The sequence below is a fragment of the Streptomyces sp. NPDC002676 genome, from assembly GCF_053592455.1.
Genome location: NZ_JBSFVT010000020.1, coordinates 60,906 through 72,741, shown reverse-complemented (window position 1 = coordinate 72,741; position 11,836 = coordinate 60,906). Strand labels below are relative to the sequence as shown.

Here is an 11,836-nt window from a genome sequence, read left to right as displayed (position 1 = left end):
GCGCACCGACCGTGCTGAAGATCGTGATCGCGGGGGGCTTCGGCGTGGGCAAGACCACCGCTGTGGGCGCCGTCAGCGAGATCACGCCGCTGAGCACAGAGGAGTACCTGACCGAGGCGAGCGCGGAAGTGGACAGCCTGGCGGGCATCGAGGCGAAGCAGACCACTACGGTCGCCTTCGACTTCGGCCGCCTCAGCCTGCCCGACGCGCCCGTGCCCCTGGAGCTGTTCCTGTTCGGCACGCCCGGCCAGGACCGATTCGTCGACCTCTGGTACGACCTCGCCCGGGGCGCCGTCGGCGCAGTCGTCCTGGTCGACACCCGCCGACTGGAAAGCAGCTTCACCCCCGTCAGCTTCTTCGAAGACATCGGCCTGCCCTTCGTCGTCGCCATCAACCAGTTCGACGGAGCGCACCGTTACCAGCCCGAGCAGGTCCGCACCGCCCTCGAACTACCCACCTCAGTACCGGTGGTCACCTGCGACGCCCGCGACCCGAACCACGTCGCCGGCGTCCTGCTGACCCTCGTCGACCACGCCGCGAAGAACGCACCCGCGAGCCGCGTTCACCATGCACCCACTCCCACCCTCCAGGACGCCTGATGTCACAGCACCCCACCGCCCCCTACCTCGCACCGTCGACCACCCCAGCCGCCCTGTCCTTACCGCGACGCGACATGCGGGACGCCGCCCGCGGGCCGATCACCCCGCCCGCCACCGCCATCACCAGCCCGCAGGCCCAGCAGGCACCGGAACTGACGCAGCGGTACGAGCTACTCGACCGTCTGGGCGTGCCCACCGTGGCCAGCGAGGACTTCGACGAGCTGGCCCGCGACATGGCCACTAAGGCCGGGTTCCTGTACGGGTTCGTCAACCTCTTCCTGGAGCAGCAGACCTTCGTCGGACTGCACCAACCACCGACGGACAGCGGATACGTCATCGTCGGCCGCACCATGAGCCGCAACCACGGCTGGTGCCCGGAAGTCATGGCCCGTAAGAAGGCCCTCCCCCTGCACGACGTGCACGCCAGTCCCCGCTTCAGCGGCAACCACGTGGTCGATGCGGTCGGGATCCGTTCCTACTTCGGCGCCCCGCTCATCCACGACAGCGGCACCGTGCTGGGCACGGTCTGCGTCATCGATCCCGAAAAGCGGCCCCTCAGCGAGGCCCGACGGCTCAGGGACATCGTCATCAACGCCGGCGCGCAGGTGATGGATCACATCGTTCGCGCCCCAGTCCGCTAGGCCGTTCCACACCCCCCACCCGGGAGCCGTAGGCGATCCCCGGCCGCTCCACGTTGCGACGTTCACCCAGGGAGAGGGAGACCATGTCCGCCACGCCCACCACACCGCCGCCGGCGCTGCGTCCCTACCTCACCGCCCGCCACGAACTGCTGTGGGACGAGGCGGACGCCTTCGCGGCCGAGCATGTCGCGCCGCGCATCGCGCGTATGGAGGCCGCTCCGGGCAGGGTTGAACGAAAGGTCGCCGACCTGATGGCCGCACGAGGCTGGTTCGCCATCACCGTCCCGTCCGCCTTCGGCGGGCTGAGTGCCGGACACGTGGCCAAGACCATCCTGGTCCACCGCATCGCCTGCGTCTCGGCGGCTGCTGCGGCCATCCTGCAGGCCACATTGATCCCCGTCGGCGCTCTGCTGCACTTCGCCACCTACGAGCAGAAAGGCCGCTGGCTTCCCCGAGTCGCGGACGGCTCATTGCTGTTGTCGATCGCTGTGACCGAACCGCGGGCTGGCGGACATATCGGCGGCATCGAAGCCACCGCTGAGCGCGCCGGCAGCGAGTGGGTGGTCAGCGGCAGCAAGATCCATATCGGCAACAGCCACCTCGCGGGAGCCCACCTCGTCGTTGCCCGAACCGCCGAGGCAGGCGTGAGCACCTCCCAGGCACTGACCGCGTTCATGGTCGAAGCCGACCGCCCCGGGCTTTCCGTCTCCGACCACCGCCCTGGCCTCGGCCTGCACGGCTTCTCCGCCGGCCGACTCGACCTCGACCACGTCCGTGTTCCCGAAGACCACGTGGTTGGAGAGATCGGCCAAGGGCTGAGCGTGGCCCAAAGCAGCAGCATCCTGTACGGCCGCCCCAACCTGGCCGCCATCAGCCTCGGCATCCACGAAGCGGTCGTGGGCACCACCGCTGCTCGTCTCAAGACCCGTCCTCGCTACCGAAGCACCCTGTCCGACTTGCCCGTACTGCGGGACCGCATCGGTGGCATGGAGGCCCGCCTGCGCGCCGGTCGGATACTCGCCTACCAGTCCGTGCACCTTCTGGACCAGGGCCTTCCCTGCGACGCCGACCTGATCAATGCCAAGTACCTCGGCCACCAGTGGGCCGTCCAGTCCACCCAGGACGCCATGGAACTGCACGGCGCCCACGCCCTCGACTGCGGCTACGTCCTCCAACGCCTGTGGCGCGACATCCAGCACACCTACCCACCGGCCGGAACGGGAGAAGTCCAGCGCATACGCCTGGCCGACGCCGCCTTCGACGAAGGCCACATCCAGTGGTCCGAACGCCTCGCCGCCGAAGCCGCCTGGGCATGACCCGACCCGACGGCCGCATGAACCCCCGTGCGCGGCGCCCCGTTAATCCAAACCGCCGCGCACGGGCCCGTGCCGTCGGCCCCCGTCCCCCGCGGGGACCGGCGGCACCCCATCCGGTGACCGTCCATCCCAGCCGAGAAAGAGAGACCGTGACCCCGCCCGTGACGACCAGCGCACCGACCACCCCCCTGACACCGAGCCTGCAGCGCGTCGCCCAGCATCTCGCGAACGGCCTCACCCCCCAAGAGATCGCCACGGAGACAGAACTGTCGCCTGTAACCGTGCGCCAGTACGTCCGCGACATCCGCGAGAACCTCCACTGCCCACCCCGCTGCAAGCCCCCGGTGATCGTGCACCGCCTGTTCGCTGTCCAGCAGGTGGCATCTCCGGTAGCGGACAGGCCAAGGCCGGAGCTCAGAGCGGAGCAGCTGCTGCTGCTCCGAGCCGTCGCTGAACACAGCGACGCCCGCGACATCGCCATCGCGGCCAAGATCGCCCCGGCCGACCTGCGCGCCGCGCACGATCAGCTGCTCGCCGACACGGGCGCACAGGACACCACGCAGCTGGTGATTCTGGCCCACGGCTGGAAGCTGCTGACGGCCGAGCAGACCCACGCGACCCGGGCCGGAGCGAACCAGTGAGCAGGCTCCCGACCCCACTGGCCCGCGAGGAGCGACCGGCTGTGGCATCGTTCGCCCCGGCGCCCCTGGCCGCCATATACGAGGTGCGGACGCTACACACGGACGCCGAGCGCGAGGAAGCTGCCGCCCTTGTTCAGGACCGTCAGCGCTGGCTCACCATGCGCAGTCTCCCGGTGCCCGCCCAAGCCGACATCCCGGCCATCTTCCGCGACCCGCAGGCGAGGCCGGCCGGCCTGTTCGAGGACGGGAAGCTGCTGGCCTGCATGATCCCCGAGCGCGACCCTGACCTTGGATGGGCGGAGGGCCCGTGCCTCTTCCTCGGCTGCGTCCACACCCTGCCGGACCAGCCCGACGACATCACCCGGCTAATCACCCTGTGGGCATCCGATTTTGCCGCCCGGCTCGACCTCCCGCTCGTACGGACTGAGGCCCTGGGCCGCCACACCCTCGAAGTGGAACCCGTCGCCGCCCTTCTGCGTCGGCTCACCGACATGGGCTGGGATGTACGGGGTTCCGGCACAGGTCGAGAGGGTGACCGAGTCGCCCGCCTCGAACTCGCCGCCGAGCGCCGGTTCGGCCTGAACGCGCTGATCGGCTGCAGCGTCCACGAGCCGCAGGCAGCCCCGGACGATCGGGGCAGCATGTGACGATCACCAAACCCCAGCGGCCCGACCTCGCCCGCGAGCTGATCGCCCGCGCAGCCGAGTCAGCCGAGCACCGGGCCAAACGAGTACGCAACCAGCTCGATGCCGTCCAACTCGGCCAAGGCCGTCACGCCGACCACGTCAACACCAAGGTGCTGCGCCGCATCTTGGCCGAGCACGACTGGCCCGGCCACCGCCTCGTCGGTCCCGACGCGGCCCGTGCCGCTTGGAGCATCGCTCTTCACAGCGACGACGAACCCGACTTTCAGCGCGCTTCCACCATCCTGCTGGAGCGGGCGGTACAGGCCGGCGATGCGCTCATCCAGCACTGGGCGCACCTGTACGACCGAGCCCTGATCAACATAGGGCGCGAGCAGGAGTACGGAACGCAACTCCTCCTGCACGCCAGCTGTATCGAACTTTGTCCGTTGCACGCGCCGGAATCGCTGGACGAGCGAAGGGCCAGCGTCGGGCTGCCTCCCGTCGCCGTCGCCTTGAAAGCGGTGCATCACCGCTACGCCTCGGGCCACAGAGCGGAAGACGCCCTGACCGGCGTGCTCGCGGAGGCCGCATGAAGAAGCGGAACCCAGGCTCTCCAACAGCCAGACGCTCGTTAGCAAACCCGCTCTACGAAAGGAACGTTGCACATGAAGCTCACCACCGCCGTCCTCGCTGCTGGCGCCGCTGTCTCGCTCACCACCGCCGTGGTCGGAGCCGCCCGGCTCAGGCAGGACGCGCGACATCAGGCCGAGCGGAACGAGGCGGTCGTCGCCCGCAACCAGCTCGACTGGCTGGCCCAGATGTCCACCAACGCCGACCTCGCCAAGCTCTGGGCGCCCGAGGACATGAGCGTCGAGGAGTACATGCAGCTGATGAAGGCCAACCAGCTCATTTGCACGCTCGGCCTGCGCGACCGCCTCGGCTTCATCCGCGACGGGCACCTGCCGTTCTTCGCCTCGATGGTCATGAGCAGTGACGTCTGCCGGCGCTACTGGCACCGCTTCGGGGAGCTCCGAGCCCAGGAGGCCGAGGGCGACGAGCGGGCCGAGCACTTCGCCCGGGTGCTGGACCAGGCCGCGAAGAACCACCCGAAGGCGCAGCCCGCAGCAGCCTGACTGCACCACGCACCGACCCCCAGACGCGCGGCTGCTCAGGCGACTTCGCCGGCCAGTGCCGTCTGGCAGCAGACCCCGGGGCCCGACCGGGCCTCGGCATTCCGCACCATCCATCACTCCTAGGAGGCATGCATGACCGCCATCCAGGCCGAGAGGCCGACCGCTCCCGCGCAGGCGGAGCTCGTGAAGACCGACGACGACCCGTTCGGGCTCGACATCACCTTCATCGAGGGCACGCCGGCGACCGAGACGGTCCTGATGTGCAGCACGGGCGACACCTGCGGCAGCTCCTGCCCCAGCGCCTGCACCACCTCGTAAGCCGGGCCACCCCGGCAGCGCGGGCCGGACGGGGCTTTCCCCGTCCGGCCCGCCCCCGCCCGCCACGCAGAAGATGAGGAGAGCGCTGATGACACGGCAACGGCCCAGGCTGTACGAGGGCTCGGGGCAGGCCATGCTGCGCGCCGCGGTGCACACGACCGAGCCCGCCATGCCGCCCTGGCCAGAGGACATGGCGGCTGTGGAAGGGTGGCGCGCGTGGCTGAGCACGGTGTGGTCCGACACCGGCTTTCGGCGAACGGTGTCGCAGGCGAGCCCTCATCTGGCGGACCAGGTGCAGGCCATCATCGACGGCCGCACACCGAAGGTGCGCCGGATGCGCAGGGCCGCGCTGTCCACCGCCCGCTACGCGATCCGCTACGCACGCCGCTCCACCCCTTACGGCCTGTTCGCCGGCGTCGCCCCGCTCGGCTTCGACCAGACCGCATCCGTTCGCATCGGCGACGAGCACCAGGCCGTGGCCCGCCCCGAGCCGATCGGGCTCGAGGAGATGCTCGGCGCGTGGGAGAGCGACCCTGCGCGCATGGCCGACGCCGAGGTCTGCGTCAACACCCTGATCTGTCAGCGCGACCATCACATCCACGTGCCGTCCGAGGGCAACGCCGAGTTCCGCCTTGCCCTCAGCCCCGCGCTGCGTCTCGTACTCGACATGGCCCGATCGCCGATCGGATACCGCCAGTTGTCCGACAAGCTGGCCGCGGAGTTCCCCGCCGTGAGCAGCACCGCGAGCGACCAGCTGCTCGGTGAACTGCTGCGGGTGCGGTTGTTGCGCTCCTCGCTACGCGCGCCCGCCACCGTCGCCGACCCCACCGACGTCTTGCCGCCCGCGGCGCGCGCTCAGGCAACCGGCCTGCGGGCCGCGTGCGACCTGCGGCTGGACGCCGACGTGCGGCTGCCCGAGCAGGTGCTGACCGAAGTGGAGACCGCCGCGACCGTCCTGGCCCGCCTGGTCACGCATCCGACCGGTACACCGACCTGGCGGCGGTGGATCGAGCAGTTCTCCGAGCGCTACGGCGAGAACACCGCGGTGCCAGTGGAAGCGGTGACAGACCCGGACCGGGGCGTGGGCTTCCCGGCCGGGTTCGTCACGGCGAGCGAACCGCCTCGACCGATGTCCCGGCGGGACCGCCTGCTGTTGGAGCTGGCCGGCACCGCCGCCGCCGAAGGCAGCCGCACCGTCGCGATGACAGGGGCCATGATCGAGGAACTGGAAGCAGCGGCCGGCGACAAGCCCCACGGCCTGGCGCCCCACCTCGAACTGGCCGCACAGGTCCACGCCACCTCCGTCCCTGCCCTGGCCCGGGGCGCCTTCCGGCTGCGCGTTCTGACCGTCTCCCGCTCGGCCGGATCGATGACCGGCCGGTTCTGGCACTTGTTCCCCGGTGCCGAGGCGGCGTACGCGAACCTGCCCACCCTCGATCCGGAGGCGGAACTCGCCCAACTCTCCTTCCACGCCGGGCGGGTGCCAGCGGACCTGCTCACCCGTGCGCCGCAGGCCCTTCCCCGTGTCGTCAGCGTCGGCGAATTCCGCCGCCCCGAACCGCACGTCCTCTTCCCCCGCGACCTGGCGGTCACCGTCGCCGACGGCCGCCCTCAGCTGGTGGAGTCCGCGACGGGCAAGCCACTGGAGCTGCTGGCCCCGACCGCCATCAACTTCCTGTGGAACAACTACACCCCGCCGATGGCTCGCTTCCTCGGCGAGATCAGCCGGGCCACGTCCCCGCAGGTGACCTGGTTCGACTGGGGTGCCGCCTGGACCCTGCCCTTCACCCCGACCCTCACCTACCGGCGCACCATCCTCACCGCCGCCCGGTGGAAGATCCGCAGCCGCACACTGCCTGCCCCCACCGCCCCACTCCAGCAGTGGGCCGAGCAACTCCACGCCTGGCGTGCCCGGTTCCGCGTGCCGGAGCGGGTCCTGCTCGCTGAGGACGACCAGCAGCTGCCCCTGGACCTCAGCCGCGACGTCGACCTGGACCTCCTGCGCGCACACCTGGACGCCAGCGCCTTCGGCCTCGCCACCCTGCACGACGCGCCCCCGCCGGATGCCGACGGGTGGATCGGCGGCCGGGCCCACAGCATCGTCGTCCCCCTGGCCAGGCGCTCATGACCACGACGACCGTGCCCCGTACGCAGGACCTGTCCGAGGGCGCCCTGGGGATGGCCCTGCTCGACATTGAGCGCCGGGACCTGTCAACCGCCCGCCGCCACCTCGCCCAGGCCACCGCCCTGGGGGTGAGCACCGGCGGCAACGCCAGCCTCTTCCACGGCGCACCAGCCTTGGAGTTCGTCCTGGGCCGCGCCCGTGGGGCCGGCGACGACGTCCGCGCGGCCGTCGACCGGGTCGTGGACGCCCGGCTCGCCGCCGCCCACCGCCGCCAGGCGGCCGACGCGCTGCCCCACCTCGCCGAATGGGACCTCATCCGCGGCCTGACCGGACTCGCCGCACTGCTGCTGTCCCGCCGCCCGATCGCGCCCCGGCTGCCCGACGTGCTCGCCTGCCTCGTCACGCTCGCACACCCCGCCCGCGGTGACGGCCGGATGCTGCCCGGGTGGTGGTCGCCGGTCGGCCCGGACGGGAAGGAGATGGCCGGCGGGCACGGCAACAACGGCATGGCCCACGGCATCGCGGGGCCCCTGGCCGTGCTCTCCCTCGCCCTGCGCGCCGGAGTCAGCGTCCCCGGTCAGGAGGACGCCGTCGGCACGTTCGCGACCTGGCTCGATCAGCACGGCACCCACTACTGGTCCACCGCAGCCCACCTGGACGCCGAGCAGCCCCCCGAGGCGGAACCGCTCCGCCAGTCCTGGTGCTACGGCCAGCCCGGCATCGCCCGCGCCCAGCAGCTCGCCGCGCTCGCCCTCGGCGACACCGCCCGGCGCCAAGCGGCCGAGGACATCGTCGAGACCATCCTGACCGACTCGGCGCGGCTCGCCCGCATCACCGACTCGACCCTCTGCCACGGCTGGGCCGGGCTGCTGATGCTCACCAGCGCGGTCGCCGCCGACAGCCCCGCACCCGCACGCTTCACCCCGATCATCCAAGACCTTCGCCAACGGCTGGCCGCCGATTGGGAGCACCTGCCTAAACCTGGATTCATGGAAGGTCGCGCCGGAGCCCAACTCGCCTTGCACACCGCCGACACCACCGGCTGGACCCGCGCCCTCCTGCTCACCTGATCCTCTCCCCGCCACCTCGCAAGGAGTTTCTGCCCATGGCCTTCGACGACGAGAACCTCCCGATCCCCCCGGACACGTCCTGGTGGCACGTATCCGTGGCCTTCCCCGACCCGCACTCGGACGCCGCCCAGGCCCTGGCGACCGCGCTGGCCGGGCGCCGCTTCCACTTCCTACGCAAGGACGCCGGCGTGCGCCTGCGCACCGAACAGCCCCTGCCCGGCCTGCTGGACCAACTCGTCGCCGACCGCGTGATCACCGGCTGGACGGGCGGGATCTACGAGCCGGAGACCCATGCCTTCGGCGGCCCCGAAGGCATGAAAGTCGCGCACGACGTGTTTTGCGCCGACAGCCCGGCCGCGCTCGCCGAGACCGGCACCGCCGGCGCCCGCGAGCGCAGCGTGATGCTGCTGTCCGCCATGATCCGCGAGGCCGGGCTCGACCCGTTCGAAGCCGGAGACGTGTACGCGCGGTGGGCCGCCCTGCGGCCCCCTGTCACCCCGCCCCAGGGGCCCTCGCTGGAGCAAGCCGTATCCGCAATGCGGCGGTTGATGAACGTGGACGCCGCCCTCCGCCCCGACGCGGAAGCCGGCTGGGGCGAGCGCGTCGCCGCGTTCGAGGACGCCGGCCGACGCCTGCGCCGACTCGCCGCCGACGGCCAACTGATACGCGGAATCCGGGGCGTCATCGCCCATCACGCGATCTTCACGTTCAACCGCGCAGGCGTGCCTGCCGACGCGCAGGCCGCCACCGCGTGGCTCGGCCGTCACGTCGCCTTCTCCACCGGAGAAGGAGCTGACGTGTCTACCCGCAAGTCCGCCCCGGCGGACCCTAGCCTCCCTCGAATGGAGACCACCGTGACACCCGTAACCGACCCCAACCAGCTGCGCAAATCCCTCGTCCAGCGGCTCGTCGACAGCGGCCACCTGCGCAGCAAGGCGGCCATCGACGCCTTCCGCACCACCGACCGGCACGCTTTCCTGCCCGGTGTCGACCTTGACGCCGCGTACAAGGAGGACGCGGTCCCGATCAAGCACGACGAGCACGGGGAGATGATCTCCTGCATCTCCGCGCCGTCCATCGTCGCCACCCAGCTCGAACAGCTCGGCGCCCAGCCCGGTCACAAGGTCCTGGAAGCCGGAGCCGCCACCGGTTACAACGCCGCCCTCCTCGGCAAGATCGTCTCCCCCGGCGGGCGGGTGTGGACCCTCGACGTCGACCAGGACCTCGTCGCCGGCGCGAGCCAGCACCTCGCTGAGGCCGGCGTCGACAACGCCACCGCTGTGATGGCTGACGGCGCGGCCGGGCTGCCCGAGCACGCCCCCTACGACCGGATCATCTTCACCGTCGGCGCCGGCGACGTCCCCGTGAAAATCCTCGACCAGCTCGCCCCCGGCGGGCGCCTGGTCCTGCCGATGCGCATCCGCGGCAGCATCTCCCGCTCCTTCGCCTTCGAACGCGACGGCGACACGTGGAAGACCGTCTCCTGCGAGATGGCCACCTTCATCCCGCTGCGCAAGGGCGTCTGCGACGACATCTACACCCTCGTGCCGATGGCCGGCGAGGGCAACGTGCGCCTGGAGACGTTCAGCGAGCAGGACGTCGACCGCGAGGCTCTGCGCTCCGTCCTCGACGAGCAGCAGAGCAAGATCTACACCGGGGTGAAGTTCCGGCAAGGCTCGGCGTGGGAGTGGCTGTACCTGTACTTGGCCTGCGTGCTGCCCAACGGCCTGTCCCGGCTGCCGGGGCAGCGCCCCGGGTTCACCCCACACTTCGGGTGGGGTTCCATGGCCGCCCTCGACGGCGGGTCGCTGGCATACCTGACCATCCGGGAGGGCGAGGACGAGCAGGGCCGGTACTGGGAGGTCGGTGTGATCGGCCACGGCGAGGGTCGCGCCGACATCGCCGAGCACGTCGTGAGCGAGATCCGCGCCTGGGACGCGACCGGCGGCAACGACGCCCCCGAACCGGGCTTCCGGATGGCCGTCGCCGACTCCCGTGACCGGCTGACGGCGGACGACCCGCGCTTCGTCGTCGACAAGCCCTACAGCCGACTGGTCGTCGACTGGGCGCGCAAGGGCTGAGCCGATGATCCACGCGATGGCCAGCCGCATTCCCCTGGTCCGCCGCACCAAGGCGCCCGCGCTCCCCTTGGAGGAGCGCATCAACCACCTCACCGGGCTGACCGTCGCGCCCGCAGGTGCGAGCCACCACGACCTGGTGGCCCGCGCCTGCGGGGTCCTCAACTACGCCGCGCTCATCGCCTCCGACGTCGGCCTGCCCGATCTAGCCGAGGATCTGTGCTGGCGCCAGCACCAGGTCTTCGCCAACGCCGGACGCCTCAGCGGACGGGTCGCCGTCATGTCGCTGATGCCGCTCGTCAACCTCTCCCGGCTGCAGACTCGCGCCGGCCACGGCGAACTCGCTTACGGCTTGTTGTACTGCCTCAACGACGCTGCACGACATCGGAACAAGACCGACATCGACGGCCGCACCGTCGACCTGTCTGCTCTGACCGGCACGGACGAGGACCACCGCACGGTGTGCCAGGAGCTGTACGTCACGCTGCTCGTCGACGGCGCCCGCGCACTCGCCCGCATCGGGCGGTGGAGCGAGGCCGCCGACGCCATGACCCAGCACCGCGGCATCGGCAACCGGCTCCTCGACGGCCGCCAGATCAAGATCATGGCGCTGATGGAGCAGGGCCTGGACCAGCAAGCCCGCGACCTGATCGACACCACCCAGCCCGCAGAGCCTTGGGAGAGAGCCATCGCCCTCCTCCTGCACGCCCACTGCCAGCCCGCAGACGCCCCCGTCCCCGAACCCGACCTCGACCGCACCATGGATGAAGCCGTCCAGCTCCTTGCCCACCCCGATCCGCCGACCGCCGCCTTCCAGACCCGGACGGGCCTGTCAGCCCTGGAACTGGACGGCACGGGACGCCATGCCGACCGCGTACTCGACTCCCTCGTCAGCGTCGCCCGACTCGACGCCTACGCCGCACGAGACGCGCTGCACCACCCCGTCGCCGCGTCCGCCTTGGACGGCGGGGCGACAAACGCGCTCCACGCGGTGATCGCCGCGGCCGGACTGGGATCCGGCTTCCTGTCCGCCCAACACCATGAGGCTTTGACGGGTGCGGTCGGCCGCGCCGAGACAGAGCTGGAAAGGCTGCTGCAGGCCGAACCAGATCCCCGCTAGGAGCGGGACGCCCCGGGATGCCCCGCCGTACTGCCCACGCTGTTTGGCGGTGTCGGCGTTTCGGCCATTACCTGCCCACAACCGCTCCAGGCCAGACCAGGGATCCCGCGCCCGCGGGGTCCGCTGAGGCAGGAAAATGCGGGCTCCCCAGCACGACCGAATGACGTGT

General features: G+C 70.9%; 12 protein-coding genes. All 12 read left to right on the top strand.

What is annotated here, in order from left to right; translation table 11 throughout:
• Positions 1 to 11: 11 nt before the first annotated feature.
• Entirely contained in the window at positions 12 to 599 is a 588-nt protein-coding gene (locus ACWD3E_RS35325) for a GTP-binding protein (RefSeq protein ID WP_451391612.1), read from the top strand.
• Positions 599 to 1,240: a GAF domain-containing protein gene (locus ACWD3E_RS35320; RefSeq protein ID WP_451391611.1), complete on the top strand. Its 642-nt coding sequence runs from the start codon at positions 599 to 601 to the stop codon at positions 1,238 to 1,240. Before ACWD3E_RS35325 ends, ACWD3E_RS35320 begins: the two co-directional genes overlap by 1 nt.
• Before the next feature lie 83 nt (positions 1,241 to 1,323).
• Positions 1,324 to 2,556 (top strand): acyl-CoA dehydrogenase family protein, encoded by a 1,233-nt coding sequence (locus tag ACWD3E_RS35315; RefSeq protein WP_451391610.1) that lies wholly within the window; start codon positions 1,324 to 1,326, stop codon positions 2,554 to 2,556.
• Between the two features lie 149 nt (positions 2,557 to 2,705).
• On the top strand, positions 2,706 to 3,197 hold the full coding sequence (locus ACWD3E_RS35310; protein ID WP_451391609.1) for a LuxR C-terminal-related transcriptional regulator: 492 nt from the start codon (positions 2,706 to 2,708) through the stop codon (positions 3,195 to 3,197).
• A 41-nt stretch (positions 3,198 to 3,238) separates the two neighbouring features.
• Entirely contained in the window at positions 3,239 to 3,844 is a 606-nt protein-coding gene (locus ACWD3E_RS35305; protein ID WP_451391608.1) for a hypothetical protein, read from the top strand.
• Positions 3,841 to 4,416: a DUF6624 domain-containing protein gene (locus ACWD3E_RS35300; RefSeq protein ID WP_451391607.1), complete on the top strand. Its 576-nt coding sequence runs from the start codon at positions 3,841 to 3,843 to the stop codon at positions 4,414 to 4,416. Before ACWD3E_RS35305 ends, ACWD3E_RS35300 begins: the two co-directional genes overlap by 4 nt.
• A 72-nt stretch (positions 4,417 to 4,488) precedes the next feature.
• Positions 4,489 to 4,956, top strand: a complete 468-nt coding sequence (locus ACWD3E_RS35295; protein ID WP_451391606.1) for a DUF6082 family protein — start codon at positions 4,489 to 4,491, stop codon at positions 4,954 to 4,956.
• 132 nt (positions 4,957 to 5,088) lie between these two features.
• Positions 5,089 to 5,274 carry an FxLD family lanthipeptide gene (locus tag ACWD3E_RS35290; protein ID WP_451391605.1) on the top strand — a complete coding sequence of 62 codons (186 nt, stop codon included), beginning with the start codon at positions 5,089 to 5,091 and terminating at the stop codon, positions 5,272 to 5,274.
• An 88-nt stretch (positions 5,275 to 5,362) separates the two neighbouring features.
• A complete protein-coding gene (locus ACWD3E_RS35285; RefSeq protein ID WP_451391604.1) occupies positions 5,363 to 7,402 on the top strand; it encodes a lantibiotic dehydratase family protein in 2,040 nt (679 codons plus the stop codon).
• Positions 7,399 to 8,469: a lanthionine synthetase C family protein gene (locus ACWD3E_RS35280; RefSeq protein ID WP_451391603.1), complete on the top strand. Its 1,071-nt coding sequence runs from the start codon at positions 7,399 to 7,401 to the stop codon at positions 8,467 to 8,469. The genes ACWD3E_RS35285 and ACWD3E_RS35280 overlap by 4 nt, the downstream gene beginning before the upstream one ends.
• Before the next feature lie 35 nt (positions 8,470 to 8,504).
• A complete protein-coding gene (gene fxlM, locus ACWD3E_RS35275) occupies positions 8,505 to 10,550 on the top strand; it encodes a methyltransferase, FxLD system (protein ID WP_451391602.1) in 2,046 nt (681 codons plus the stop codon).
• Positions 10,551 to 10,566: 16 nt separating this feature from the next.
• On the top strand, positions 10,567 to 11,667 hold the full coding sequence (locus ACWD3E_RS35270) for a hypothetical protein (protein WP_451391601.1): 1,101 nt from the start codon (positions 10,567 to 10,569) through the stop codon (positions 11,665 to 11,667).
• Positions 11,668 to 11,836: the final 169 nt, after the last annotated feature.